General features: G+C 47.8%; 29 protein-coding genes and 2 other annotated features. Of the genes, 8 read left to right on the top strand and 21 right to left on the bottom strand.

All coding sequences use genetic code 11. The features are described 5' to 3' along the window. Positions 1-20: 20 nt before the first annotated feature. A complete protein-coding gene (locus BBR47_RS31075) occupies positions 21-314 on the bottom strand; it encodes a hypothetical protein (RefSeq protein WP_162023093.1) in 294 nt (97 codons plus the stop codon). A gap of 38 nt (positions 315-352) precedes the next feature. Here BBR47_RS31075 and BBR47_RS31160 point away from each other — a divergent pair, with 38 nt between their 5' ends. From BBR47_RS31160 to BBR47_RS05470, 3 genes are all read left to right on the top strand, one after another. Then, positions 353-505, top strand: a complete 153-nt coding sequence (locus tag BBR47_RS31160) for a hypothetical protein (RefSeq protein WP_012684760.1) — start codon at positions 353-355, stop codon at positions 503-505. Positions 506-642: 137 nt separating this feature from the next. After that, entirely contained in the window at positions 643-801 is a 159-nt protein-coding gene (locus BBR47_RS30790) for a hypothetical protein (protein ID WP_012684759.1), read from the top strand. Between the two features lie 119 nt (positions 802-920). Further along, the gene (locus tag BBR47_RS05470) at positions 921-1697 is read left to right on the top strand and encodes a Cof-type HAD-IIB family hydrolase (protein WP_012684758.1); all 777 of its coding nucleotides are present in this window, start codon (positions 921-923) and stop codon (positions 1695-1697) included. 41 nt (positions 1698-1738) lie between these two features. Here BBR47_RS05470 and mutY read toward each other — a convergent pair whose 3' ends face one another. Beyond that, complete coding sequence (gene mutY, locus BBR47_RS05465; protein WP_012684757.1) at positions 1739-2845, bottom strand: A/G-specific adenine glycosylase; 1107 nt, start codon at positions 2843-2845, stop codon at positions 1739-1741. 31 nt (positions 2846-2876) lie between these two features. After that, complete coding sequence (locus BBR47_RS05460) at positions 2877-3158, bottom strand: MFS transporter (protein ID WP_012684756.1); 282 nt, start codon at positions 3156-3158, stop codon at positions 2877-2879. A 159-nt stretch (positions 3159-3317) separates the two neighbouring features. Between BBR47_RS05460 and BBR47_RS05455 the strand changes: the two genes are divergently transcribed. Together BBR47_RS05455 and BBR47_RS05450 are read left to right on the top strand one after the other, a co-directional pair. After that, positions 3318-4307, top strand: coding sequence for a metal-dependent hydrolase (locus BBR47_RS05455; protein WP_012684755.1), 990 nt, complete (start codon positions 3318-3320; stop codon positions 4305-4307). 141 nt (positions 4308-4448) lie between these two features. Continuing rightward, positions 4449-4994 (top strand): pyridoxamine 5'-phosphate oxidase family protein, encoded by a 546-nt coding sequence (locus BBR47_RS05450; protein WP_012684754.1) that lies wholly within the window; start codon positions 4449-4451, stop codon positions 4992-4994. A gap of 57 nt (positions 4995-5051) precedes the next feature. Here the strand turns inward: BBR47_RS05450 and BBR47_RS05445 are convergent, their stop codons facing one another. The 4 genes from BBR47_RS05445 to BBR47_RS05430 form a co-directional block, all read right to left on the bottom strand. Then, a complete protein-coding gene (locus BBR47_RS05445; RefSeq protein ID WP_012684753.1) occupies positions 5052-5498 on the bottom strand; it encodes a carboxymuconolactone decarboxylase family protein in 447 nt (148 codons plus the stop codon). A 72-nt stretch (positions 5499-5570) separates the two neighbouring features. After that, positions 5571-6458, bottom strand: coding sequence for an RNA polymerase sigma factor SigJ (sigJ, locus tag BBR47_RS05440; RefSeq protein ID WP_012684752.1), 888 nt, complete (start codon positions 6456-6458; stop codon positions 5571-5573). Further along, positions 6458-7252, bottom strand: coding sequence for a dioxygenase family protein (locus tag BBR47_RS05435; protein WP_012684751.1), 795 nt, complete (start codon positions 7250-7252; stop codon positions 6458-6460). The genes sigJ and BBR47_RS05435 overlap by 1 nt, the downstream gene beginning before the upstream one ends. A gap of 172 nt (positions 7253-7424) precedes the next feature. After that, positions 7425-8033 (bottom strand): superoxide dismutase, encoded by a 609-nt coding sequence (locus BBR47_RS05430; RefSeq protein ID WP_012684750.1) that lies wholly within the window; start codon positions 8031-8033, stop codon positions 7425-7427. 191 nt (positions 8034-8224) lie between these two features. Between BBR47_RS05430 and BBR47_RS05425 the strand changes: the two genes are divergently transcribed. Then, positions 8225-8995, top strand: coding sequence for a sulfite exporter TauE/SafE family protein (locus tag BBR47_RS05425; protein ID WP_012684749.1), 771 nt, complete (start codon positions 8225-8227; stop codon positions 8993-8995). Positions 8996-10057: 1062 nt separating this feature from the next. Here the strand turns inward: BBR47_RS05425 and BBR47_RS05415 are convergent. From BBR47_RS05415 to BBR47_RS05390, 6 genes are all read right to left on the bottom strand, one after another. After that, the gene (locus BBR47_RS05415; protein WP_041749271.1) at positions 10058-10360 is read right to left on the bottom strand and encodes a hypothetical protein; all 303 of its coding nucleotides are present in this window, start codon (positions 10358-10360) and stop codon (positions 10058-10060) included. Beyond that, positions 10353-11912 (bottom strand): hypothetical protein, encoded by a 1560-nt coding sequence (locus BBR47_RS05410; protein ID WP_041749270.1) that lies wholly within the window; start codon positions 11910-11912, stop codon positions 10353-10355. The genes BBR47_RS05415 and BBR47_RS05410 overlap by 8 nt, the downstream gene beginning before the upstream one ends. After that, positions 11881-12438: an RNA polymerase sigma factor gene (locus tag BBR47_RS05405; RefSeq protein ID WP_012684748.1), complete on the bottom strand. Its 558-nt coding sequence runs from the start codon at positions 12436-12438 to the stop codon at positions 11881-11883. The genes BBR47_RS05410 and BBR47_RS05405 overlap by 32 nt, the downstream gene beginning before the upstream one ends. A gap of 67 nt (positions 12439-12505) precedes the next feature. Further along, a complete protein-coding gene (locus tag BBR47_RS05400; protein WP_012684747.1) occupies positions 12506-14035 on the bottom strand; it encodes a YcdB/YcdC domain-containing protein in 1530 nt (509 codons plus the stop codon). 234 nt (positions 14036-14269) lie between these two features. Next, on the bottom strand, positions 14270-15814 hold the full coding sequence (locus tag BBR47_RS05395) for a 2-isopropylmalate synthase (protein ID WP_012684746.1): 1545 nt from the start codon (positions 15812-15814) through the stop codon (positions 14270-14272). Between the two features lie 62 nt (positions 15815-15876). Next, positions 15877-16110 (bottom strand) — a binding site (T-box leader). 42 nt (positions 16111-16152) lie between these two features. Beyond that, positions 16153-16421 (bottom strand) — a binding site (T-box leader). A gap of 81 nt (positions 16422-16502) precedes the next feature. Beyond that, positions 16503-17870, bottom strand: a complete 1368-nt coding sequence (locus BBR47_RS05390; protein ID WP_012684745.1) for an MFS transporter — start codon at positions 17868-17870, stop codon at positions 16503-16505. Positions 17871-18019: 149 nt separating this feature from the next. Between BBR47_RS05390 and BBR47_RS05385 the strand changes: the two genes are divergently transcribed. Continuing rightward, complete coding sequence (locus BBR47_RS05385) at positions 18020-18901, top strand: LysR family transcriptional regulator (RefSeq protein WP_012684744.1); 882 nt, start codon at positions 18020-18022, stop codon at positions 18899-18901. A gap of 49 nt (positions 18902-18950) precedes the next feature. Here the strand turns inward: BBR47_RS05385 and BBR47_RS05380 are convergent, their stop codons facing one another. Both BBR47_RS05380 and BBR47_RS05375 read right to left on the bottom strand, forming a co-directional pair. Then, positions 18951-19130: a hypothetical protein gene (locus tag BBR47_RS05380; RefSeq protein WP_012684743.1), complete on the bottom strand. Its 180-nt coding sequence runs from the start codon at positions 19128-19130 to the stop codon at positions 18951-18953. A 21-nt stretch (positions 19131-19151) separates the two neighbouring features. Then, positions 19152-19382 carry a YneF family protein gene (locus BBR47_RS05375; RefSeq protein WP_012684742.1) on the bottom strand — a complete coding sequence of 77 codons (231 nt, stop codon included), beginning with the start codon at positions 19380-19382 and terminating at the stop codon, positions 19152-19154. A 160-nt stretch (positions 19383-19542) separates the two neighbouring features. On the opposite strand from BBR47_RS05375, the gene BBR47_RS05370 reads away from it, so the two are divergent. Continuing rightward, a complete protein-coding gene (locus tag BBR47_RS05370) occupies positions 19543-20319 on the top strand; it encodes an N-acetylmuramoyl-L-alanine amidase family protein (protein ID WP_012684741.1) in 777 nt (258 codons plus the stop codon). A 14-nt stretch (positions 20320-20333) separates the two neighbouring features. Here BBR47_RS05370 and BBR47_RS05365 read toward each other — a convergent pair whose 3' ends face one another. The 6 genes from BBR47_RS05365 to BBR47_RS05340 all read right to left on the bottom strand — a co-directional run bounded on the left by BBR47_RS05365 (position 20334) and on the right by BBR47_RS05340 (position 25405). Further along, positions 20334-21158 carry a metallophosphoesterase gene (locus BBR47_RS05365; protein WP_012684740.1) on the bottom strand — a complete coding sequence of 275 codons (825 nt, stop codon included), beginning with the start codon at positions 21156-21158 and terminating at the stop codon, positions 20334-20336. 174 nt (positions 21159-21332) lie between these two features. Then, positions 21333-21962 carry a response regulator gene (locus BBR47_RS05360; protein ID WP_012684739.1) on the bottom strand — a complete coding sequence of 210 codons (630 nt, stop codon included), beginning with the start codon at positions 21960-21962 and terminating at the stop codon, positions 21333-21335. 7 nt (positions 21963-21969) lie between these two features. Next, positions 21970-23118 carry a HAMP domain-containing sensor histidine kinase gene (locus BBR47_RS05355; RefSeq protein WP_012684738.1) on the bottom strand — a complete coding sequence of 383 codons (1149 nt, stop codon included), beginning with the start codon at positions 23116-23118 and terminating at the stop codon, positions 21970-21972. Positions 23119-23131: 13 nt separating this feature from the next. After that, positions 23132-24022 (bottom strand): cell wall-active antibiotics response protein LiaF, encoded by an 891-nt coding sequence (liaF, locus tag BBR47_RS05350; protein ID WP_041749269.1) that lies wholly within the window; start codon positions 24020-24022, stop codon positions 23132-23134. Positions 24023-24036: 14 nt separating this feature from the next. Continuing rightward, positions 24037-24615 carry a class I SAM-dependent methyltransferase gene (locus tag BBR47_RS05345; protein WP_012684736.1) on the bottom strand — a complete coding sequence of 193 codons (579 nt, stop codon included), beginning with the start codon at positions 24613-24615 and terminating at the stop codon, positions 24037-24039. Between the two features lie 94 nt (positions 24616-24709). Then, positions 24710-25405: a PspA/IM30 family protein gene (locus tag BBR47_RS05340; RefSeq protein WP_012684735.1), complete on the bottom strand. Its 696-nt coding sequence runs from the start codon at positions 25403-25405 to the stop codon at positions 24710-24712. Positions 25406-25468: the final 63 nt, after the last annotated feature.

The following is a 25468-nucleotide window of genomic DNA, read 5'->3' as shown; positions in this document are numbered from 1 at the left end:
CAAGAAAAAAATGCCATATTCTAAAAGTACGTTCCACACACTACTACTTCGGAAGGAGGCAGCACCATGATGATGATGGCATTGAATCTAGCACCAGCTCTTATTGATCGTCTTGTGGATGTTACAACTGAATATAGCAGCGCCTCCTGGGTCGACGAATTCCAGTAGTATTCGTACTCTTCAACATTTCCTTTTCGTCTATTACCGACCACAGGCGTTGTTGCTTGTGGTCTTTCTATGCTCTTCAAAACGGCATGTCCGTTTTTGTTGCCAGAAGACCGCAGGCTTTCGCCCGTGGTCTTTTTCTTTCTCATGAATTAACATTTTCCACCTTGAAAGGGGGTGATTGGTAATGGTACTGAACTTTTTGCTTTTCACTGTCAAGATTGAACGCAATAAGGAACAAGCAGAGAAACTTTTCGCAGAATCTGCTCGCTGTCGCTATCTCGAAGAACGCGCCGAAGAACACGCTTTTGAAGCTGCACAATTTGTGAGCCGCATTTAATGGACACCACTACTTGACTACAGGAGGGATTTTAGTATGAAAAACAAACAACGGCGTCAGATGATGAGGTTTACAGGAGTCAAAGCGATAGACGGTAGCTGACTGCACCAAACTAACGGGATGGGAGGGATACACTCATGTACATTCCAATGATTTTCTTCACAATCATTATTGAGAAACGGAAATTGACACCGAAGCAGCTTGAAGCAAAATACATGCAACAACAAGCGCTGAAACGCATCGAAGAACAAAAGCATCAGATCGTGACACAATTTCCAGAGTTTTTGATTCGATAAAAAGTAACAGTTTCACAAAGATCATGTCTGCGGGGGCATGATCTTTTTATTTTCCACTGCTCTTCCCCTCTCTCGAAGCTTTATAATGGATTCAAAAGAGAAAAGTGGGGAGTGAAATCATGGAGTATCAAATCGTCTTTTTAGACATTGATGGGACACTCATCAACGAAGAGAAAGTCATACCACCGGATACACTCGAAGCCATTCAAGAGCTGCAAAGAAACAAGATCGAGGTCGTCTTAGCAACAGGTAGAGCTCATTATTATTTTGACGAGCTTGCCAAACAGTGCGGCATCGACTCGTATGTCAGTTGCAATGGCGCATATGTCGTCTATCAAGGAACAACCATTTATGATCGCCCCATCCCGACCAAAACACTCGATCAATTGCAACAGATTGCGGCCCAGCACGACCATCCTATCCTGTTTCAAGGCAGTACGGCGGGCTTTTCTACCCATAAGGAGCATCCGTATTTGGATTGGACCTTTCAGCAATTGAAGCTTGATTCCCCCGATCACAATGCGGATTTCGCCCATTCTGAAAATATTTATCAAGCGCTGTTGTTTACACCAGATGCGCATGAGCAGCAATATAGAGAAGAGCTTCCCGCTCTCTCGTTTATACGCTGGCATGAGTATTGTATGGATGTTTTTGCGAAAGGCGGTTCAAAAGCGCTTGGTATTGAAGCGCTTCTCTCCCATATCGGGCTTGCTCCAAGCAAGGCAGTTGCTTTTGGAGACGGTCTGAATGACAAAGAGATGCTCTCTTATGTCGGGATGGGAATCGCCATGGGTAATGCGCATGAAGCTTTGTTGCCGCATGCCAATTACGTCACGCGCCACGTCGATGATGGCGGTATATCTCACGGCTTGCGTCACATCGGTCTGATGAAATAAATAAAAGCTGCCGAAAAATGCTCGACAGCTTTGCCTACCTGTTATTTTTGTCCCAACAGCTCACGAATTTTTTGATGCGCCATCGGAATGGTGTAAGCATCTAATTCCTCCCAAGCAGCGTATCTTGCATGAGCGGGGAGCTCTTCCCCTTCGATCCAGTCACAGGACCATACTTGCATGTTCCACTGCAAATGGGAGAAGACGTGCTGAACCGTACCTAACGGCTGCATGACTTCTACATCGATTCCGAATCGTTCACGCAAACCAGCTGCAAGTGCCTCCTGCTTGGCAGCATCACTTTCCTGTTCGGTTTCAACAGTAGGGAATTCCCACATGCCGGCGAGTAGCCCCTGATCGGGACGCTTGTTCATCAATACTTTGCCGTCGCGAATGATAATGCCTACTTGCAGATCAACAGGACGTGGAGGTTTGGCTTTGCCTTTGACCGGCAGCTCTTCTGCCACTCCTTCTTGGCGCGCCATACAGTAGTCAAACACCGGACAGGTCAAGCATTGCGGAGTGCGTGGAACACAGACCATCGCTCCCAGCTCCATTAAAGCCTGATTGAAATCTCCCGCTCTTCCCTCTGGAATGACTTGGCGTACGAGATGTTCAATTTTGATTCTTGTGGCAGGCTTGGCAATGTCATCGGTTAAATACAGCAGACGTGAAAAAACACGCATAACATTTCCATCCACAGCCGGCTCCGCCTTTTCATAGGCAATGCTAAGAATGGCACCTGCTGTATACGGCCCGACACCTTTTAGTGTAGCAATCTCTTCTGGTGTATCCGGCACAACGCCTCCATAGCGAACCGTTACCTCGCGGGCTGCAGCTTGAAGATTGCGCGCGCGGGAGTAGTAACCGAGTCCTTCCCACGCTTTTAAGACATCTTCCTCGGGTGCTTTCGCTAACTCACTCACTGTCGGAAATTTCTCCATGAAATTCGCATAATAAGGTTTAACGGTCTCTACGCGTGTTTGCTGAAGCATAATCTCCGATACCCAGATACGATATGGGTCTTTGTTGATCCGCCAAGGCAAATCCCGCTTTTGTGAGTCGTACCAGGCTAGCAAATCCTGAGCAAAGCCGAACACATGAAATTGTTCAGGAAGTGCATATTTCAAGCTTTCTTTTTTTCTCGCCATTTCCGTTTACTCTACTCCTTTTCAACCCAGTTTAAGCGGGACGAAACGCCCACACATGCAGTTTTGCAGCTCCGCCAGAAATACAGTCGCAAAAGTCTTGATCTGCCAATCGGTTTGCCTTGATTTCTTCGTATATTTGAACAGTCTCGACCTCAAATGTTTCGACAAACAGACCGGGCTGATCCAGGCCCTCCATTAAGCGATACTGATGTGCACCCATCGCTTCCATTCGCCCAGCCATCGAGGTGAGCAATCGCAGAGCGTGACTTCGTTTTTCAGTATCCAGCTTGTATTCAATGAAAACCGTTAGCATGCGACGTGTTCCTCCTTTACCGATTCAACGCTTTCATCATACCTTTCCCACCCCGTACGAACAAGCACACAAATATTTTCAGAACGGGCGGGAATTAACCTTAGGCAAACGCTATAATAAACAATAACAGTGGAAGGAAGGGAGGAAGACAACGATTCCATGGATACAGCCACACATTTTGCCATGGGCTTTGGATTGGCCGGGCTCGCCTATCTTGATCCTGTCGTAGCTTCTACTCCGTCACTTGGAATGGCCGTCATGATTGGTACGGTCATTGGCTCGCAGGCACCTGATTTGGATGGCCTAGTCCGCCTTCGTGGTACCGCTGCCTACATTCGCAACCACCGAGGCGTTTCTCACTCGGTTCCCGCTTTATTTCTCTGGACTGGAGCCATTTTTGTTCTCATCCAGGCCATGATGCCACAGCCCCATTGGCTGCATTTGCTCGGCTGGATATTCCTGGCCGTCTGTTTACACGTATTCGTTGATTTGTTCAATTCCTATGGCACAAAGGGCCTGTACCCGTTTCGCGACAAATGGGTGGCGCTCAACGCCATTTTCATTTTCGATCCGTTCATTTTCGCTGCTCATCTCGTCGGTTTTATGCTATGGGCGGCAGGCGCGCATCCTGGACACGTCTTTTTATGGATATACGTGATCATTGCCGGATACTACTACTGGCGTTGTCAGGTGCAAAGACGTACGACGGAGCTAGTTCGCCAACGAATCGGGAAAGCTGGTACCTTCACCATCATCCCTACTCTTTCCTGGACGTATTGGACCTTCGTCGCAAAGACAGAGCAGCATTGGTATGTAGGTGAAGTCATTTCCGGGGACGTCGTCATCTTGGACACCTTCTCCATCAAACCGGAAAATGAGCGGATTGCGGCAGCCAAGAAAAGTTACAAAGTCCAGTCCTTCCTCGCTTTTACTCATCATGTGCATGTAGAAACAAAGGAGCGTTCCTTTGGCTATGAGGTCAAATGGATTGATCTGCGCTACCGCTCGCGTTTTCAAGGGAAAAGTCACTACATGTTCGTCGCCGTGGTCTACCTCGATTTTGATCTGACCATCCGCGATTCCTTCGTCGGCTGGATCCACCGCGGAGAAGAACAGCTCACTAAAAAATTGGACTCCAAACGCTCGTAATAAGACGAGACCCGCCCCTGCTAGAAGAGGGCGGTTATTTTTTGGTCATCTGACCCGTTCATTTTTACCAAAATTGCACCTGTTCTCCTAGTCAAATACCCATTACGATCAAAATAACAACGACAGACTGGGGGACTCGACATGATACCAATTCGTTATTCCAAGCGTACCATTACTGATCAGGAGCAAATTGACCAATTTTTGCAAGTGGCAAAGGTCGGCCATCTCGGCTTGTCCAATGAAATCGAGCCGTACATTCTGCCTTTGAATTTTGCTTGGTGGAATGGCTGTATTTATTTTCACGGCGCGGATTCTGGCAGAAAAATCGAAATGATCAATGGCAACAACCGCGTTTGTTTCAGTGTTTGCGAGGAGTACGGCACAATCGCCTCACCTGTGCCTGCCCATGTCGATACAGCTTACATGAGTGTGTTTATCGCCGGAACAATTGAGCGTGTTTCTGAGCCTGAGGAGATGCGCGATGCGATGCAATCCATGATCGACAAGTACGTACCCGGCTACTATTCAGAACCGTTGCCTTTGCAGCATGTCATCAAGTATCGTTCTTCGATGGGCAGTACAACCGCCATCTTCCGGATTACGCCTACTGCACTGACCGCCAAAGGTAACCCACTTTCCGAAGAGAATCAGTTCTATCCCGGCAGAAAAGTCGAGATGGATGTATAGCAACGAAAAAAGACACGCTCCTTTTTATAAGAGGCGTGTCTTTTGCTTGACTGATCTTTACTTGTTATACGGAGCACTCATTCCTGTCGAAATCGCGATTCGGTTCCAGCAGTTGATCGTATTGATTGCCATAATCAGGGAAACGTACTGGTTCTCGTCAAAATGCTCGCGAACCTGCTGATAAAGCTCTTCTGAAACACCGTTAGCTGTAATGACAGTGACTGCTTCTGTCAGAGCAAGGACGGCGCGCTCTGCCTCTGTGTAAACCGCGGATTCTCTCCATACACTGAGCAAGTAAATGCGTTGCTCTGTCTCACCTAGCTTGCGCGCATCTTGCGTATGCATATCCATGCAAAAAGCGCAGCCATTGATTTGGGAGGCACGAATTTTGATCAACTCAATCAGTTTTTTGTCCAAGCCGCTCTCATTCACGAATTTTTCCAGCTTGAGCATAGTTTGATACGCTTCGGGATTCACTGCACGATGATTGATTCTAGCTTGCATGATTCATCTGTCCTCTCCACTCGAATTTGCTTTCACCCTCAAAGACGAGTGAAGCGTCGTTCTTGTGACGAATCATCCATTTTCTTTTTGTAGATGGGCAAGCTTATCTGGATTGACCATCATGTACAAGCGTGCAATGCGATCTTCTTCATTCATTGTGATCTGCATGATCGTTTTCAGCTGACCTTCGGAGTAGACAGCGATTCCATCCTGGCCATTGATCGAGCGAATTTGCATGGTAGCATGAGAAGCCCACCTTGGCCATACCCCCATCCAGAAGGCAGTAATCCGCTCGTCTGAGAAAATGGGATGAATAGCCGCACGGACTTTCCCGCCACCATCGCTGACAAACACGGCATCTTTTGTCAAAAGTCCGATCAACGACTTCGCATCTGACTTGGAGATGGCCTGCATGAGCTGTTCTACCAAACTCGAAGTCCGACTTGGCTGAGGGACGATCGCCTGATAACCTGCTTCAGCCAGCTTTTTTCTCGCAAGGCTAAACTTCTTACGGCAATTTACTTCGGTCATTCCGAGCATCGCAGCAATTTCGCTGTATTCGTAGTCGAGTGCTGTTCGGAGCACAAAAACGGCCCGTAGCGTCGACGGTAGTTTCTCCAAGAGAACAAGTAAGCCATACGAGACTGCTTCTTCGGCAATCACCGTTTGCAAGGGATCATTGGTTTCCGAAGCGTCCAGCATCGGCTCTGGCAGCCATTCCCCTACATACTGCTCCCGCTTCCAACGGGCTGATTTTAATACGTCCAGGCAGCGATTGGTCACCGCTTTGCACAGATAGCTTTTTACATGGTGAATGTCTTGGATCTCGGTACCTGCCAGCGCAAGAAAAGTATCCTGAACAATGTCCTCCGCTTCCGTTACGGAGCCAGTCATCCGGTACGCAAGGGAAAACAGTAATGATTTATACTCCCGATAAACATCCTCCATGTGCACGGTCATTATTTTGCATCACCAAACTGCCAAAGGGTGTGGCTGAGACTTCCATAGCGGATGCTCATATGCAGGCGCTTCGCTGTACGCTCATCGTCGGCAGCACCCATGACGTACACGAGTGAGACAAAATGCTCGGTTCCATACGCGGGAACAGCTTTTTCGGCATGTGGAGCAAGTTCGCGATAGTTGGCGAGATCCTCGACATTCCAGTCAGTCAATGTTGTTTGCAGCCAGTCTTCGAATTGCTCCGCCCACTCAAAGGTATTACTATCAGACTCTCTCAGGTCCATATAGGAAAAATTATGGACTGTTCCGCCACTGCCGAGGATCAGAACGTCTTTTGCGCGGAGCGGACTGAGTGCTTTACCGATCTGATATTGCTCCTTTACAGTCAGATTTGGATTAACTGATAAGGCAACAACAGGAATATCTGCATCCGGATAAATATGGCGCAAAACAACCCAGTGTCCATGGTCCAAGCCTCTTGTCGTGTTCAAAGCGACAGGAATACCCGCTTCCTGAAGAAGTCTGATGGTTTCATCCGCTACTTCACGCTCTCCTTTTGCTGGGTACTCGATTTCGTATAACGCTTGCGGAAAACCGCCAAAATCGTGAATGGTCGGGAAGGTGTCCATGGTTCCCACCATTTGATCATAGGCTTCCCAGTGAGCGGAAAAAATGACAATAGCACGCGGCTTGCGTGGGAGCAGGCCAGGCAATTGGTTCAGTGCTTCTGTATAGGCATTGTTTTCTATAGCAAGTAACGGGGCACCATGTGCAATGAAAAAAGACGGCATCATATGCGTACACTCTCCTCTATATTTTTTAAACTTAGTTACTTTTTGTAAGTATTATATCGCATAATCATCACGGTTACAAGTGTATCCAGAATTGATGCCGTTTCTTTTCTCTGAACAAAAAAAACTTGCCGTTCCTAAAGAACGACAAGCCTTATAGCTAGTAAAGTTACAATTACTTCGCTGCTGCGAAACGCTTGCTAACTTCATCCCAGTTTACTACGTTCCAGAACGCACCGATGTAGTCAGGGCGTTTGTTTTGGTAGTTCAGGTAGTATGCATGCTCCCAAACATCCAGCCCAAGGATAGGTGTTTTACCTTCCATGATTGGGCTGTCTTGGTTAGGAGTAGAACTGATTGCTACTTTTCCGCCTTCTGCAGTCAGCCAAGCCCATCCGGAACCGAAACGAGTAGTAGCTGCTTTTGCGAATTCTGCTTTGAAGTTGTCAAAGCTTCCGAAAGCCGCGTTGATTGCGTCAGCCAGTTCACCAGTTGGTGCGCCGCCGCCATTCGGGCTCATGATTTCCCAGAACAGTGTGTGGTTAGCATGGCCTCCACCGTTGTTGCGAACAGCAGTGCGGATAGACTCAGGCAGAGCATCCAGATTGCTGATCAGCTCTTCAATGCTTTTACCTTGCAGGTCAGCGTGTGCTTCCAGAGCTGCATTCAGGTTGTTAACATAAGTAGCATGGTGGCGTCCGTGATGGATTTCCATGGTTTGCGCGTCGATATGTGGTTCCAAAGCGTTGTGTGCATAAGGCAATGCAGGAAGTTGATGTGCCATTGTAACATTCCTCCTCAAATTATGTAGGTCAAGCTTACGACTTCATTATACTGTATGCCAAACAGTTTTTCAACAAATCGGTATGCAAAGTATATTAATCTATTTATTATTTCAAAGATTTCTATCTTGCAAACGAAAAGGAGCGTGCTAGACTTGGATTATTACAAACGAAGAGAATCAGGTGATTACTAGTGGAAATGGACTTATCAACGATCGTACTTCTCGCCGTCTTTGGATTCGTTGCAGCATTCATCGACAGTACTGTTGGTGGAGGTGGACTCATCTCTCTCCCCGCTCTGCTCGGTCTAGGAATGCCACCGTACCTTGCTCTTGGCACGAATAAGTTGGCTGGCACGATTTCATCTGCCACCAGCTCCTACACCTTTATCAAGAACGGTAAATTTGACAAGAAACTCATGCTGATCTTATTTCCCGTCTCCTTGATCGGCGCCTATTTCGGAGCGAAAACAGTTCTGTTCGTTCCTCAGGAGTTTTTGAAAGTCCTTGTCGTTATTATGATGGCACTCATTTTTGTTTACACCCTTTTCAACAAACGATTCGGTCAAGATTCCAACTACAAAGGGCTGACCAAATTTACGCTTGGCATCGGGATTCCTTTTACCTTTTTAATCGGATTTTACGATGGATTTTTCGGGCCGGGAACCGGTTCGTTCTTTGTTTTTCTGATGGTGCTTTTGTTTGGCTATGATTTTGTGATTGCAGCTGGCAATGGCCGAATTTTGAATCTGGCCAGTAACATTTCTGCGCTTTTTGTCTTCACAATGGAGGGCAAGGTCGTCTTCATGACTGGGCTCATCATGGGGATTGCGATGCTGTTGGGTGCGAACCTTGGCGCCAAAATGGCCATCAAAACGGGGGTACGTTATGTCCGTCCGTTGTTCTTGGTCGTATCCATTACCTTGATTGTGAAGATGGTGTATGAGTTGATTTTTACAGCTTGATCAGCTTGGAAAAAAACATTTGTACGTTGCTGTAGTGGTGGGGAGGAAACAGGAGAAAACGCTCAGCTTCTAGGGCCACCCCCTGGGGGATTGACTGCACGACTCCATGTAAAAAGCGAAACCGCGTCCAAAGTAGTCCATTCAGGAGGTTTTTCAGAGGTGGACGCTTAAGAGCGTGTTTCGCTTTTTGCATTCCGTCTCGGTCGGCGTCCCTAAGATCTTCGCTTATTTCTCCTGTTTCCTCTACGAACCTTCCGTGTAATTCGATTTCTAAATTCCCTAAAGATTGAAGAATGTAATCAGCTACGCCAGAGAAGAATATTTCCAGACGTAGCGACTTGTGGAGTCCTACCGAGCGGAGAAGGGATGAGCGGGCAAAAGAAACGCAACCGTGCCCATGCGACGTAGCGGCTACCACTTTTGCGTTTCCCCGTGAATCCCTTCGGAGCGGGCAGTCTTAGCCCTCAGTAGGACGGAGCCTGTAGCTTAGTCTGGAAATATTCTTCTATTCACTACAGCCACATAATACTAATCTTAAGTTGTTGCTGTAGTGGTGGGGAGGAAACAGGAGAAAACGCTCAGCTTCTAGGGCCACCCCCTGGGGGATTAACTGCACGACTCCATGCAAAAAGCGAAACCGCGTCCAAAGTAGTCCCTTCCTCGAAGTTATTTCAGAGGTGGACGCTTAAGAGCGTGTTTCGCTTTTTGCATTCCGTCTCGGTCGGTGTCCCTAAGATCTTCGCTTATTTCTCCTGTTTCCTCTACGAACCTTCCGTGTAATCCGATTTTTAAATGCCCTAAAGATTGAAGAATGTAATCAGCTACGCCAGAGAAGAATATTTCCAGACGTAGCGACTTGTGGAGTCCTACCGAGCGGAGAAGGGATGAGCGGGCAAAAGAAACGCAACCGTGCCCATGCGACGTAGCGGCTACCACTTTTGCGTTTCCCCGTGAATCCCTTCGGAGCGGACAGTCCCAACCCTCAGCAGGACGGAGCCTGGAGCCTAGACTGGAAATATTCTTCTCCCCACTACAGCCATAAGCAAGTGATAACAAACTCTCCTACTCAAGCTGCCATGGCAATACCGGGCTGGATTCGACCTCGTCATTGACAGGAGTTACCGCCGTCGATCCGCACCATTGCCATACAACAGTGATGAAATACGGGCAATGGTCGCTTATCTTACTTTCATCTCTACGGATGTACCCGTAGGCATCCAGGATCGACCCTGGCTCATGAAAAGTGATACACGCATAGCGAAAAAGGTCACCTGCACAAAGGGGACCTTTTTCGGCTAGCATGTGTGATTCGTCCCGCAATGGAGATAATGGCGCGTTCTTATCCTGCACCGTTTGTTTAATCAAGATAGCTCTCCATTGCCTTTGGTTCCAAAGGCACATAGACTAGCGAAGGGGTCTCTTGGCCTTTCACCCATATATAAGCCAGATCTACAGGATGGTTTTTCAAGTAGGCTCTCGCTGCTTTTTCTGGCTGCAGCTCTTGCTCGTCAGTCTGAGCCATTGAAATTTTGCTGGATAAATCCTTCTGAAAACCGATCACCTTTCCGGTTTTGGAGTCGATGTCAACCGTGTACCCTTGTACATGATTCTCCGGACGCTTTTTTCCAGACAGAGCTTTGAAATAGATGCGGTATGTAGGTGAATGGAGTTCAACTTTGATCACTTGTAGCCCCGTAGTTTCCGAATCCAGATATTTTTGAAGGAATGAAACGGCTGTATCGGTCACAACAGTAGCATCCTTCGCTTCAGCAGAAGGAGATGTTGGCGGATTCACATACTCGAATCCAGTGACCTCACCTGTCAAATTGTTCGCCTGAAGAGAAACAGAACTGTTCTTGCCCACCTTCCAATGATAGGTAGTCGTACCCTTGTCGCCCTCCACTTTCCACAAGCTTTCTCCTTCTACCGTGAAAGCAAAATTCGTTTCCAATATTCTCATGGCCTCTTCTTTATTCATAGCAATCATTCTCATTCCAACGCCACTCACCTTGTAATTCTTGCCACGCAATTGGTTATATTCCCTCTCGACTCCAATCAATTGACCATCTTTGGCATCTACAAAACCCATCAGGTCAGGATTGTAGCTGATGTTCTGCGTGTCTGAATAGAAAAGCGACATGACGTCGGCTAGAATGGACTCCGCCTCTACTTTAGAAATCGTACGGGATGGATCAGGAAAGGTTTGTTCATTTCGTTCTCTTATCTGAATCTGGCTAGCAAGTACAGATTTTCCGTTGCTGGCTTCATCCAGCATCACGATGTAGTGATCATTGATGAACGGAATCCCGTTTACGGTACGCGCAAAGACAAATTGCTTTTGCTTTGTATCCGACAAGGAATCTACAAACTGGTAGGAGCGACTATCCTCTCCAACCATTTGCTCCAGATAGGCAGCTGCTTGGTCATGCAGGGTAGTCGAGGTCGTTTTGCTGTAGGGAGCCGTTGTTGTCATAGCAGTGCTCTCCTTAGGAGATTTCTCTCCTATTCTCGACTCTTTTGCAGTGACTCGTTTTTCTGGCCCCGCTATCTGTTCTTTTTTTACCCCAACCGCAGGAGGTACCGGTACACTTTCCTTGGTATTTTCAGGATCTCTTTTTGCAACAGTCATCGGTTCAAAACTCGGAGGAGACAACTGTTCTGGTGACGAGTGCCTTGGTTCTTCTACGTCAGTTGAAGGAAGAGCGAGTGAAGCTCCCCAGGCAACCAACAGAAAAAAGGCAACAGCCTGAACACTCTTGATCATTCGATTGCTGGCGATTGACTGCTGATCCATTTTCCTTGCTTTTGCCGCCAAAGCTACTCTTAGCCGTTCCTTGGCTTCCATTTGCGGTTTTGGAGCATATTGATTCAATTCTTTCATTCTCTCATGTAGGGTATCTCCGTCTTTCCAATACATGTGCTCCCCCCTCCTTCCGTTCCCTTTCCTCCATCTTTTGTTGAATGAGTTTGATGGCCCGATGATAGTCTACCTTGGCTTTGGACTCAGAGATACCCAGGAGATCTGCTGTCTCTTTCACGCTGTGCCCCTCAATAGAACGTAAAATCACAACCATGCGATACTTGGGAGGAAGCGAGAGAATCGTATCTCTAAGCTGGCGGTCTCTCTCCTTTTCCATATAAACCTCTTCTGGCAAGCCATCCTTGGCTGGAAGCTCCTTAAACCAAATATCCGCGAATATTCTCTGAAATTTTTTGCGTCGATAAAGATCAATGGCAGCATGCTTGGCAATGGAAAATATCCATGTTTTTATCTGCACTCTTCCGTCATACCGAGGCAATGCCTGCAACACCCGCGTGAATACTTCTTGGGTGATATCTTCTGCGTCGTTTTTGTTCCCAATAAAATGATAGAGGAAATAATAGATGTCCTGATAATAGGTTTCGACAAGATCATGAATCCGCTCTTCATAGCTCCCATACATCTGCTTCCCTCCTTTACACAAAACAAGTGTGCTTGCTCCATTAACTGAAAGCAAGCACAGCACTCCCTTATTTCTTCTTTCTTGGGTTTTGGATAGACTCCCCAGTCAGGGCGTCTACGTACTCTAACATGTAGTCATTCTCTTGTGGCTTGTAAACCAGTATCGTGGACTCCGAACTTTCACGGTCTATGACCGGAGCATAGTACATCAGTTCCAATGGGTGATGCTTCAGATACTCTTTCGCTGCTTTCTCTGGTGAGACTGCCTTGGCTGGATCGGGATAAGTGACTGCGCTGGGGTCAAATTTTCCAAACAGGCCCATCAGTTTGCCTGTCTCACTGTTAATCTCAACTGTATACGATTGATCCTCAACCGGAATGCCATTTATTGTGTTGAAAAAATTGAAGATGTAATGATCGGATTGCTTCAGTCGGAAATCCTTGTCCATTGTCACAGCTTTTGTATCGGTATGCAAATAAGTTTGTAGCACTTGCAGGGCTGTCTTTTGAGCTTCTTCGATGGATACCTTCTTGCTAGGCTCTTTAGAATCGTCTTCCAAATACAGAGCAACGACTTGACCATTCGTGTTTTTTACCTGTACGGTGGCGACTTGATCCCCTTTTTTCCATTGAAACTCCTTCCTATCCCCATTTGGCTCATATTCGGGGACCTTTTCAGTAAAAGTAGCTCCCGTTGTGTCAAAGCCAACAAGATTTTTCAAATGGCTCGCAGCTTCATCCTTATCCTTTGCAATCAACTTTTGGCCCTGCGGCGAAACTGGAATAGCAGGAGCTGAAAGATTGGGTTCTCGGTAAAATCTCGCCTGTTCGGTCTCGACTGATTTGCCTGACTTGGCATCCAAGAATCCGGACCAGGAGACTTGATAGGTCAACATCAAACCACTGCCGTCTTTATTCGAACGATAAACAGGTGTCATCAGTCCTACGACTGCTTTTTCTGCCTCTTCTAAAGACATCGCTTCTTCTGGTTTCGGAAGGGAAGCAGGATCAATCTGCTTGGAGATCTGCCCAACGTTGCTGATCAGAGAGACGACCTCCCCATTCCCATTCAGAGCCAAAGACATTTTTTCATCATGATGCGGAACCCCGTTTATGACTAACCGATATGCGGGACCGCCCAATTGCTCTGACTTTTGCGGATTATATTGGTACATCTTCGCCGCGTCTCCCAGTAAAGCTTTCAAAAATGCATCCGCTTTTTCCTTCTGGACGTCCAACGGAAGCTCCTTGTCATCCGGTTCATCTGTCCTATAACCAAAGCTGTTGATGTCCCCTGTCTTCTTGTCCAGAAAAATGACCATCCGGGGAGTTTTTTTACCGTCTCCCTTTTTTCGTTCTACCATGACAACATCGCTTGTTTCTCCTATGTCCATTTTCTGAACAGTGAGCTCTTTCATATATGGCAGTAGCGCTGACAGCTTGTCGATTGTTTTTTGGGCCATGGCCTGCGCTGTTGCATCCACCGCCACTCCCGTATGGCTGGCTGAAGTCTTCTCAGCTTGAGCCGCCCATGCTGGCGTGGCTGTCAGAAGAGTTGCCGCCATGACTGACATAACTGCCCGATTCCATTTTTTCATCTATTCTTTCCTCCTCAGATTTGTTTCCTGCTTCTCATTTGCATTATTCGCACGAGCTTACAAAAGGTTACATTTTATTCCCAGTTTTCTCCACAAAAAGACAATCATCTGAACAGCGACTATCCGTCAAACAATCGGTATCCCCGGTCAAACTATGGTTACAAACATACAAAAAAACCTTGCTATGGTGATAAAACAGCAAGGTTTTCAGGCTGACTTTTTATGTTTTGGCTTTTAGCTAGCCCCGGCTGTTACAGCCTTTGCTTGATGATCACGCACCGCCTGATTGCTCGCTGCCATAAACGCCTGCGCGACCGCCATCAGTACATCTCGATGCTCGGCAACTCCTTTAAAATGACTTCCGTTGGCACTGACCGTCACGATCGCTTCGCCTGTCGCATGCTCTCCCGACGACAATGAATACAGCTCCATGTCCGTAAACTCCACGTCGAACGGCAGTGCCTGCTTGATGCCTGCCACCAATGCCTCAACAGGTCCTTCTCCCGTGCCAGAGTATGCTTGTTCTTCTCCTGTTACATTGTTCATAATGGTGCAAGAAGCCATGCGATGTCCGGATGTTCCGGTGAGTACTTGCGCATTTACGAGTGTGAATGGCTCCAGTACTGCGTTAACGGTATGTCCCACGAGTTCAAGCAATTGATGATCCTGAACAACTTTTTGCTTGTCAGCCAGCTCTTTAAATTGGACGTACAGAGCCTCCATCTGTTCATCGGTCAACTGTATCCCGAATTCGTTTACACGGTGCTTAATGGCATGGCGACCAGAATGTTTTCCGAGAATGATCATGTTGCGAGGCACGCCCAAGCTCTCCGGGTCCATGATTTCGTAGGTGCTGCGCTCTTTTAAGAGACCATCCTGATGAATTCCCGCTTCGTGTTGAAAGGCATTACGACCGACAATTGGTTTGTTGAAAGCAATCGGGAAGCTCATGGCACGGCTCACCTTTTGTGAAGTGGTGTAAATGTGCTCCGGTCTGATGCGAGTCTCGGCATCCAGTGCTTCTTTGCGCGTCTCAATGGCCATCACCAGCTCTTCCAAGGAGCAGTTCCCTGCTCGCTCACCGACCCCGTTGACCGTTACTTCGACTTGAGTGACCCCAGCACGAATCGCAGCCAAACTGTTTGCAACCGCGAGTCCCAGGTCATTGTGGCAGTGTGCACTGAACTCTACCTTGTCGCTGCCACGAACGTTTTTCATGACACGAGTGAACATTGCCCCATACTCTTCTGGCAGTGCGTACCCTACCGTATCGGGGATGTTGATAATGGTAGCCCCTTCTTCAATCGCTGCCTCAATCATCTCAAACAGGAACTCATCACCTGTACGAGTCGCATCCATCGGCGAAAATTCGAACCGGTCTACAAACTGTTTGCCGTACGCAATCATCTCGCGGGCGATCTTAATCACCTGCTCTCTGGACTTGCGGAGTTGGAAGTCCAGATGAATGCTGGAGGATGACAGGAACATGTGGAGTCTGCGACGCTCTGCCGCTTGTGTAGCCCGAACGGCAGCGTCGATGTCCTCTTTCACCGCACGAGCAAAGCCACAAATTTCCACGCCGTGCACCTCTTGCGAAATACGTTGCACCGCCATGAAGTCACCAGGGCTGGAGATGGGAAAGCCCGGTTCAATTACATCCACACCGAGGTCTGCCAAATGCTTTGCTATCACGATTTTTTGCTCGGGCGAAAGAGACGCTCCTGGCGCTTGCTCTCCGTCACGCAGTGTCGTATCAAAAATATGGATTCGTTTTGTCATGGTATTGCCTCCTCAATTTTTAGTCGTTTTTTCGTAATAAAAAAAGCCCACCGTCTCCATATACAAGAGACGACAGGCTTTTCGCTGCCGCGGTACCACTCTCGTTGATCCCCTCTTTTTTAAAAGAGAATCCACCTCGCTGTCCCGATGACGTGGGACGATCCGTCAAGGTCTACTGAACGTTTTCAACCTTGCCGCTCCCGGGTGAGATTCGAGCATTTCCTGACTGCGTCGCACCTACCCGCAGCTCTCTGGACAAGAAATTCGCTTTACTAGCTCCCGTTCTTCGCGTTTGTTCTATGTCGTTGTGAAAATCAAAAAAGGCCTGCCGTCTCTATCGAAGAGACGACAGACCTTGTCTATCGCGGTACCACTCTCGTTGACCCCAGCTACTCGCCAGAAGTCCACCTCATGTACTGATCCTAGTCGATCAGCACAACCCGATCACGGAGGTTAACCGTCAGAACTTACTGCTCGATGCAGCGCTACATCTTGTTCAGTCCTGCCGCTCCCGGGCGAGCTTCACTGGCTTCTCTGACTGCGTTGCACCATCCCGCAGCTCTCTAAACAGATCAGACCACTTACTGTTCCCGTTCTTCGCGTTATTGTTGTTATTGTTTGAAATTTTATTCGGTTTATATCTGATTGTCAATGGAGGCTAGCAATAAAAATAATTTTAATAAGCAAATTAATTGACCTCTCTCACCGAGCTGCGGCTGAATTGTCTGTAATAAAGGCAAGCGAGACCCAGTATCACGAGCACTAAAGCGGAGTAAATATTGCTATAGACCGACGCTCCTGGATAGCTATTGAGCAGATTCCAGCTTACAGCAGCTCCTCCGTCAATCGACTTGCCGTACAAGGTAGCTGCAAGTGCACCTGCAATAAAATTCAGCATTGCCAACAGTCCCATCCCGACGCCGATCTGTTCCTTTGGTAACGACTGTGAGATTGCGTTTGACATCGAAATCATCATAAACGATAGTCCGACATTGCCAAAAATCAGAAAAACGGCAATGAAGAACGGGGAAACCCCCGCAAAGGAAGAGAAAAGGACAAAGCTGCTCAAAAGTAGCGCAGACGCTGTGTAAAATAAATACGAATTCCCTTTCTTATCTGCAAGAATCCCAGCCTTTTTCCCCAAGAACGCGGTCACAATTGCTCCTGGTACCATGACAAAGCCAATGAGCCCTGGTGCGAGATGATTCACATCGGCCAACAACTGTGGACTAAGAAAAGCGAACGAATAGCCGCTCCCGATCATCAAAAAGGCAATGATCAGCCCGAGCGAATAGCGTTTACTCCGGAATAAACCAGGGCGAATAAATGGTTCTGCAGCCGTCCGAATCCTTACCAGGAACAGAAGGAATGAGAGGATGCACCCCAGTGCGAGCAACAAGCTCTGATTTGTAATAGCTAGCAGAAGCAATGCAATCGTTATGGCGAGAAGCCCACCGCCGATCCAGTCCATTTTGACAGCCTCTCGCTCCTCCTCCTCCAAATACTTGCGGAAAAAAGGAACGGCAAAAAGCGTGAACAACGGCATGCAGAACAGCCATCTCCAATCGAGCAGACTGACCAGCAAAGAGGAAAGAACGGGACCTAATGCGCTACCGATTGCCATCCCGGTCATGGAGATTCCTAGAGCTCGGCCCCTACTCTCTGGGGGAAAATAACGCACCGGAATAATGGAAGACGTCGCCGGAACAACAGCAGCTCCTGCTGCCTGCACAATTCTCCCAAAAAGCACCATGCCATAATTATCGGCGAAAAAACCGATAACGGAGCCGATGGCAAATAGAATCAATCCGAATGTAAGCAAATGCTTGAGCTTGTAGGAATCAGCTAGCTTTCCGTACATCACGGTTCCAACCGCATAGATTAACAAAAAGGCAGACGTCACCCAGCTTACTTGGCTAAAGGATAAATGAAACTCCGTCCTGATTTGCGGTAAAACGATATTGAACATCGTAGCACTCATCACCGTAATCATGAGCGTAAACACGAGTACGCGAAGAACTTTTTCAGCAGATTGTTGTTGTGGTTCGGTTTGCATATTGGAAAGACACCTCTCGTTATCACCGATTTCTTCCCGGGAAGGTGATTGTTGGCCTTGCTAGATGTAGTTTATAATGATTTTAAAATAAACAAAAATATATCTTTTGACATGTAGTTGATATACCTGAGTATATGGAGTTGAATCGAATGGAATTGTTGCAATTGCACTATTTCCGAACAGTGGCCAAATGGCAGCATATGACGAAAGCCGCCCAAGAGTTGCGGATTGCTCAGCCTGCTCTAAGCAAAACCATTGCTCGGTTGGAAGAGGATGTCGGGGTTCCGTTATTTGATCGCGAGCGGGGACGTATTCGGCTGAATACATTTGGGAAGGCATATTTGGAGCGTGTAGATAAAGCACTGAACTTGTTAGAGGAAGGTCAAAAAGTCGTATCGGATCTAGCCGGAATGGAGCATGGTCGTATTCATCTGGCAACGTCGACCTTGGATCTATTATCAGAACCGTTGGGCAAGTTTCTCGCACTCCATCCCGATGTGCATTTCCAGATCACGCAAGCCACCATGGAAGAAATGGCACTCCTTTTGGAATCAGGCGAAGTGGATATTTGCTTCACGCATTTGCCGATCAAGCTACCGGATATTTTGACAACGCCTGTATTGAAAGAAGATATTCATGTAGCTGTCCCACGCACGCATCACTTAGCCAAGCAAACCAGCATTCAACTAAGCGAGCTTGCTGAAGAGTCCTTTATCGGCTACCGGGAGGACTTTCCCATCCAAATGCTGTACGATCAGTTCTTTCAAAAGGCGGGGATTACCCCCAAATTCGCTTGTCGGGTAGATGATCCCGGCTCTATCCAGAAGCTAGTCCGGGCAGGTCTTGGTATCGCCCTCTATGGCTGTATCAGTCGAGAGGAAGACCCTCACCTTGTCATGCTTCCGATCAAACACCCGATCTGCCAGCGACATTTTCAAATGATTCGCCATGAAAAAAGATACCTCTCCCTGGCAGCACGCCAGTTCTGTGATTTTATCGTCCAGTATTTTGCTGATTCTCTTGAAAAATAAGCCCCTTTCCAACAGAAAAAAGCCTGGCATCCTTCGCCAGGCTCTTCCCCTACTCTTGTTTTCTTTTTTTCATACGTAAAATAATGCCGTCAATGAGCAGTCCAATCCCCGCTCCGTAAAAAGGGGCCGCAAACCGAGTTCCTTCAGCAAGCGGCAGGTCTTTCAAGTACACGATAAACACACCGACAATAAAACCGATCATCGTGTAGCGCAGCCGGGTCGCCCCCATCAAACGACACTCCCTTTCACGCTACTTCCCGAATTTATTTGGCATTTTCATGTTTTTCATCGTACGACTCATTTGTTTGAGCTGCTTTTGATTTAGATTCATCCCCATTGAGCGGGCCATGGCTTGAAGCTGCTTGTCGTCCATTTGCATGTTGGACATTTGTTTTTTCAATAAATAAGTCCCTCCATAAAATCCACCAGCGAGACCGATTAACAATGTAACAATTGGAATTACCCAGTTGTACCAAGCCATCAATACATTACCATCCTCTATACGTAATTATGAACTCTTTTATTGTACCATAGTTGGGCTATCTTCTGTAAATTGTGATTAGAAAACTTGGAAAATGAGAACACTGCCCTCAACAACATCCTTGTCTTAAGCATATTCTAATAGCAAGAGGTGAAACACCATGACTCCAATTGTGATTCTGGACGCTGGACACGGTGGCAGCGATCCAGGCGGAGGTAACAACACGCAATTTACCGAGAAAGATATGAATTTGCAAATATCGCTTTACCAATATAATCGCTTTTTGGCTCTAAATATTCCTGTCGCGATCACACGGACAACCGATGTGACTCTGACAAGTGAGGCTCGGACTGCTCTGGTTCGAAACAGCAGTGCTCGCTACTGCATATCCAACCATATTAACTCAGGTGGCGGCCGGGGCTCCGAGGTCATTTACTCGATTTATGGCTCCCCAACCTTTCCCCAATTGATCCAGGATGCCCTGACAGCGGAAGGGATGCCAAATCGGCGCATTTTTACGCGGACTCTGCCAGATAATCCGCGGCTCGATTACTACTTCATGCACCGGGAGACTGGTAGCGTGGAGACGGTCATCGTCGAGTATGGCTTTGCCGACAATGCGTTGGACGCAAATAAACTACAGCAGGATTGGCGAGATCTCGCGGAAGGGGTAGTCCGGGCATTTTGCACGTACGCTAAACTTCCCTACCAGCCCCCTACGACTCCTACTTCAAATCCAAAACCTACTACAGCACCTACCCTTGCTCCCACCACTTCTCCCGGAAACGGCGCTGACTGGAAGCAGGAAGCCGTCAACTGGCTGTATGATCAAGGCTTTTTAACAGACGAACAATGGCGTCAGCAGCCTGACCAACCTCTGCCGCTCTGGGCACATGCTGTCATCCTGAAGCGTTTATTCGAAAAGCTCAAACCGTAACATCACGTCTTCGTTTAATCATCTGCCTTAAAACGGGTCAGCGGCGTATCCGTTAAACCCGAATAGTTTCTTTTTGCTGGCACACTCACCAATTCGTCCTCTGGATAGCGGTAGGCGGTTAACTTTCCGCCGAACACACATCCTTGGTCGATGTTGATGGTGCCATTTTTTCGTTTTGGTTCTGGATGCGGATCATGTCCCCATACGATGATGGGCGAAGTCACTTTTCGTTCTTTTGCCCATTCTCTGCGGATCGGGCGCCCATCCGGCCCCGTCCCTGCTACATCGCCATATCGGCAAAATGTATAGACCGCAGGCGAATCCATCCCTATGTAATCATCGCGAATCCCCGCATGAACGGCGACCGCTACTATTTTTTCATTTTGTTTGATGATCATGTGCGAAGGAGAAGAAAATAGTAATCTACGGCTCTGCTCACGCAGCAAGGAGGCCTTCTTCGGTCCGTATTCTTGCTGATACAACCGAATCTCCTCTTCTACCTTTTCATCTCCGTGAGCCAATGTCACTGGTCTGCCATCCAGCCAGCGGGCTACTTTCCACCCGTGGTTACTATCTACCATTTCAGCCAGGCCTGTCGTGACATGCTGGTGAAAAAATTGCAGCATTTTGATTGAGTAAGGTCCACGACTCGTGATATCACCGAGGGAAAGGAGCTTTCGGCCGTGGGGATGGCGATATGTACCGTCTGGGGCTCGTTCATATCCCAAGCGTTTGAGCAATTCTATAAATTCGTCGTAACAGCCGTGAACATCCCCAACGATATCCACACCATTGTCAGCCGAAAGCACCTTGGAGCGTGTTTGAGGTCTGTGCCTCATAGCCCGTCCCTCCTTTCCGTAATCTCTCATTCGTTACTTACTATCTTTACCACATCTACGAAAAAAACTCACGGTTTGCATACAAGAAAACGGTTTAAACAAGTAAACGCGCGAAAAAGCCCCTGTTTACTGAGGAGCTATTTGGCGCGTTTACTTATGCATGATGCTATGTGATTAACCTAAGCTATGTGTATGGACGTAAATGGCCGCTTGCGTGCGATCCTCCACGTTCAGCTTGGCAAGAATGTTGCTGACATGAGTCTTGACTGTTTTGATCCCGATAATCAGCTCATCAGCAATTTCTTGGTTGGACTTGCCCTGACCGATCAGCTTCAAAACCTCCAACTCGCGCGGCGTCAGCTGTTCATGTGGATGAGACTCTTGACCGTGACGGAAACGGGCCATGATTTTTCCTGCTACCCTCGATTCCAGAACTGGTTCACCCGCCGCAGCAGAGCGAATTGCTTTTGCAATCTCGGCTGCACGCGAAGTCTTTAACAAGTAGCTGAATGCCCCCGCTTCAATGACCGGATATACCTTTTCGTCATCAATAAAGCTAGTCAAGACAATTACCTTACTGGAAGGGCAGCTTTCACGAATACGTCGAGTAGCTTCCACACCGCCGATGCCTTCCATGACCAAATCCATCAGAACGACATCTGGGAGCAGTTCTTGCGTCATTCGCACGCCTTCTTCCCCACTGCCTGCCTCTGCTACGACTTCAATATCCTCCTCTGTAGACAAATAAGCAGCCAGACCCATCCGAACCATTTCGTGATCATCTACCAGTAGTACCCGAATCACCGAGCCTTCACCCTTCCCGTTCCGTCTGTAACACTATAGGAATACGCACCTCAATTTGCGTCCCCTTCCCAATCGCCGAGTAAATCTCCATGGAGCCTCCAACCTCTGCTACGCGCTCTTGCATGCTGCGCAAACCGTAGGACGTCATTTTCTCCCCATCCGGATCAAAACCAACACCGTCATCCGTTACTCGCAGGCGAACCTGCTCTTGCAGTGTAAATAGCTTCACTGCAATCTGGGTAGCTCTGGCATGCCGCAATGTATTGGACAAGGACTCCTGCAAAATACGGAACAAATGATCCTCAATTCCACTCGGCAAGCCTTCGACGTCTTCGATCTCCCAAGTAAGCTGCATGGTATTTTTACGCGTCAGCTCATCTAAAAGTTCCAGAATAGCTTCCTTCAATGACTTGTTTTGTAACGTAGCCGGGCGAAGGTGCAAGAGCAATGCCCTCATCTCTGCTTGTGCAGCTGCTGCCATCTCTTCGACCAATTCAATCTGTTGGGCTGCACGCTGAGGATTTTTTTCTACAAGCCGCTTCATCGCCGCAGTCGTCATGGCGATGGCGAACAACTGCTGGCTGACCGCGTCATGCAGTTCTCTCGCCAATCTCTGTCGCTCCTCAGTTACTGCTGCATGCTTCAATTGCTCTGCGAGAGCCGCATTGTGGTTCGACAACCGCTGCAAAGATGCTACTTGCTCTTCCCATTGCGAAGCCAAGCGATTAATCTGCCATCCTAATTCGCCGACTTCATCGACGCCCAATTCGGGAACCCGATATGACAGCATCCCGCGTCCAAGCTTCATGGCAGCTTCCCACAGTACACTGAGTCTTTTTTTCAACAAATTACCGATGATATAGGAAATGATCAATGCCACTAAGACACCTGCCGGCAAAGAAACAACAAAAGCAGCAAGCTGAATCAAGCCCTCTGGATCGGTAGGCAGATTGATGCCTATATATTCTGCCAGCCACTTCACGAGGTTGCGGTCGCTAATTATTTCGTTGTACCACCGATGAATCCCGGGGTGATCTTTCCATAAAAAGTATAGCCAAAAGAAACAAATAAACGCGGCAGTAATTGCACTGACGGCCAGTAACATGCCATAGCGCACGTATTGCCACTGAATACTTGCCAATCGCTGTCGACGCATCCGCCAGTACCTCCTAGATGTACTTGACTTTTATATCGCCGACAAGCAGCGAGATATGCAAGTTTACTTTTTGCAATGCTTCATCATACTGATCAGAACGAATCTTAACACTGCGATTGATACCTCCCTGCCGGTGGCTTAGCACCTCCAGGTCACCAATACTCAAGCCTGCCGTTACCGATACAGGAAGATCGATAGGCACATAAATCGTCACATCGCCTACCCAGCCCTCTACGACAAGAAACGCCTCATCCCGCATCAACACTGCCCGAGAAAGATCAATCACAACATCCCCGATTCCATGCCAGACATGCAAGTAACTCAGTTCAAAACGCCCGGAAGTCAGGTGATAATCCCCAATCAGAGAACTGCGGGAATCTTTTGGCAACATGTCGTCAGGTGATGAAGACATGTTTTCGTGATGAGGAATTTTGCCACCAACATGCTTCCATTTGTTCCAGTTGTCTTGCCAAGGGCGTTCCGCTGTTGAAACGTTCACGTCATTCGGGACACTCGCATCACTAGTCAAAATCGTCTCCGCAGCAGATGGGGTCCCACTCTCTCCCAATGGTTGATTCACATAGCGATCTCGTCTGCTGTTCTTGCCCCGAATCAACTGAAAGCCGAAATAAATAAACACGATTGGTACTGCAATCTGGAACAAATCATCAATCCCGACACCAAACCACATGTCCGTCGCGATGATGGTCCCCAGAGAGAATAGAATCCCTCCGCCAATCCGATTTTTATTCCCCCACAAACGAAGGCCAAAATAAATAAGCACCATCGGCCACAAATCAAACAGACCGAACGATATGATACCCAAACTGTCTAACAAAAGACCGATTCCCGTAAAAATAATCAGGACACCAGCCAACATTTTGTGTAAACGGGACAGTTTCACAAAAGTCTCCTCTCTCACGCCCCACGCTGATCGTTTTCACTTTGTCCATTACGACATGTATAGATGAATGCAGGCGGAATGTTCAACAGGGTAAAGTCGATCTTGACCCAGGGAAAACGATCCTGCAACTCAGCTTGGAGTTGTAGCGAATATTGGAATGTAATAAATAGGCCCCCTGGCTTCAGTACAGATTGAACTTCGTCCAGAATTGCTGCCCGCAGCTCTTGTTGAAAGTTGGCGAATGGCAGACCTGAGATAATGACATCTGCACCTGCAAGGTCCTGCTCCTCCAAGTAAGACCTAAGTTTAGTCGCTTCCTCCCTGATAGGAAGATCGGGAAAACGTGATTGAAGCATAGAGCGAAATTGGGAATCTCGTTCCACGAGCACGTACTGTGTGCCGGGATGCAAGCGCTGATAGATCGTTTGGGTAAAAGCCCCTGTACCAGGTCCCAGCTCCAGGATCACATCGGTTGAAGCCCAATCGACGCTTTTCAACATTTGCTCACATAAAAAACGAGAGCTGGGGATGATACTACCGACGCGTCCAGGCTCAGCGATAAACCGCCGCAAAAAGACCAAGAAGTCCTGCAAGAATCGTACCTCCTAGGGGAAAAGCAGCCTGATGTACACAGGCTGCCGAATTGACACACTCTATTCTACACCTTGTCCCCCAGTTCCTGTTGAATTAGGATTGTACTGGTTTGGCTACCGGTGTTTTTACTTCATTAATGGATGCTTTGATGCTGGCAAGTTCTGCATCGAGATCATCCTTTTCCAGCTCAGACAAAGCGTTCTCCCAAGCGCGGTTCGTTTGGCGCCATTGCCCGCTCATTTGCGCTTCTGCTTCCATGCGCATGACTTTCTCTTCCATGCGAGCGAAGCCACGGCCTGCGGACTGATTGCCGATACCGACAACTGCTTGATTGACTTGCTTTTGGGTACGAGCTACTTGTGCACGTGCCATCAGAGTGAACTTTTTCGCACGCATTTTATAGAACTCTTCCTTCAGCTCAGCCAGCTTCTCGCGCATTTGCGTAGCTGACTCGGATGCTGACAGGTAGAGAGTTTCATATTCCGCTGCACGGCCTTCGTACTGCTTCTTGTCAGCGAGTGCTCGACGAGCCAACTCGTCTTCTCCTTCAGTCAAGGCGAGCTTGACTTGGCGATCACGTTTTTCGATCAGAGCATTGGCTTCGTCCAATTGCTGACGGAATTTCTTTTCCAGAGCAACCTGACGGGCAACCGCTACTTCAACTTGTCCGATTTCTACTTCCATGTCACGCATATATTGATTCAGCATTACTACCGGATCTTCCATTGAATCCAATGCATCATTTACCGAAGCTACTGTCAGGTCACGCAAACGTTTAAAGATACTCATTATTTTTTCCTCCTCATCATATCACATCATATTGTTCATCCAAAAGACTCTTGCGACATTGGC

The organism is Brevibacillus brevis NBRC 100599, assembly GCF_000010165.1.
Taxonomy (GTDB): domain Bacteria; phylum Bacillota; class Bacilli; order Brevibacillales; family Brevibacillaceae; genus Brevibacillus; species Brevibacillus brevis_D.
This window is presented reverse-complemented; position numbering and strand designations above follow the sequence as displayed.

Coding starts and splice junctions, on each gene's coding strand:
- BBR47_RS31075 (WP_162023093.1), bottom strand. CDS start 314: ATGAGAAAGAAAAAGACCACGGGCGAAAGCCTGCGGTCTTCTGGCAAC.
- BBR47_RS31160 (WP_012684760.1), top strand. CDS start 353: ATGGTACTGAACTTTTTGCTTTTCACTGTCAAGATTGAACGCAATAAG.
- BBR47_RS30790 (WP_012684759.1), top strand. CDS start 643: ATGTACATTCCAATGATTTTCTTCACAATCATTATTGAGAAACGGAAA.
- BBR47_RS05470 (WP_012684758.1), top strand. CDS start 921: ATGGAGTATCAAATCGTCTTTTTAGACATTGATGGGACACTCATCAAC.
- mutY (WP_012684757.1), bottom strand. CDS start 2,845: ATGGCGAGAAAAAAAGAAAGCTTGAAATATGCACTTCCTGAACAATTT.
- BBR47_RS05460 (WP_012684756.1), bottom strand. CDS start 3,158: ATGCTAACGGTTTTCATTGAATACAAGCTGGATACTGAAAAACGAAGT.
- BBR47_RS05455 (WP_012684755.1), top strand. CDS start 3,318: ATGGATACAGCCACACATTTTGCCATGGGCTTTGGATTGGCCGGGCTC.
- BBR47_RS05450 (WP_012684754.1), top strand. CDS start 4,449: ATGATACCAATTCGTTATTCCAAGCGTACCATTACTGATCAGGAGCAA.
- BBR47_RS05445 (WP_012684753.1), bottom strand. CDS start 5,498: ATGCAAGCTAGAATCAATCATCGTGCAGTGAATCCCGAAGCGTATCAA.
- sigJ (WP_012684752.1), bottom strand. CDS start 6,458: ATGACCGTGCACATGGAGGATGTTTATCGGGAGTATAAATCATTACTG.
- BBR47_RS05435 (WP_012684751.1), bottom strand. CDS start 7,252: ATGATGCCGTCTTTTTTCATTGCACATGGTGCCCCGTTACTTGCTATA.
- BBR47_RS05430 (WP_012684750.1), bottom strand. CDS start 8,033: ATGGCACATCAACTTCCTGCATTGCCTTATGCACACAACGCTTTGGAA.
- BBR47_RS05410 (WP_041749270.1), bottom strand. CDS start 11,912: ATGTATTGGAAAGACGGAGATACCCTACATGAGAGAATGAAAGAATTG.
- BBR47_RS05405 (WP_012684748.1), bottom strand. CDS start 12,438: ATGTATGGGAGCTATGAAGAGCGGATTCATGATCTTGTCGAAACCTAT.
- BBR47_RS05400 (WP_012684747.1), bottom strand. CDS start 14,035: ATGAAAAAATGGAATCGGGCAGTTATGTCAGTCATGGCGGCAACTCTT.
- BBR47_RS05395 (WP_012684746.1), bottom strand. CDS start 15,814: ATGACAAAACGAATCCATATTTTTGATACGACACTGCGTGACGGAGAG.
- BBR47_RS05390 (WP_012684745.1), bottom strand. CDS start 17,870: ATGCAAACCGAACCACAACAACAATCTGCTGAAAAAGTTCTTCGCGTA.
- BBR47_RS05385 (WP_012684744.1), top strand. CDS start 18,020: ATGGAATTGTTGCAATTGCACTATTTCCGAACAGTGGCCAAATGGCAG.
- BBR47_RS05380 (WP_012684743.1), bottom strand. CDS start 19,130: ATGGGGGCGACCCGGCTGCGCTACACGATGATCGGTTTTATTGTCGGT.
- BBR47_RS05375 (WP_012684742.1), bottom strand. CDS start 19,382: ATGGCTTGGTACAACTGGGTAATTCCAATTGTTACATTGTTAATCGGT.
- BBR47_RS05370 (WP_012684741.1), top strand. CDS start 19,543: ATGACTCCAATTGTGATTCTGGACGCTGGACACGGTGGCAGCGATCCA.
- BBR47_RS05365 (WP_012684740.1), bottom strand. CDS start 21,158: ATGAGGCACAGACCTCAAACACGCTCCAAGGTGCTTTCGGCTGACAAT.
- BBR47_RS05355 (WP_012684738.1), bottom strand. CDS start 23,118: ATGCGTCGACAGCGATTGGCAAGTATTCAGTGGCAATACGTGCGCTAT.
- BBR47_RS05340 (WP_012684735.1), bottom strand. CDS start 25,405: ATGAGTATCTTTAAACGTTTGCGTGACCTGACAGTAGCTTCGGTAAAT.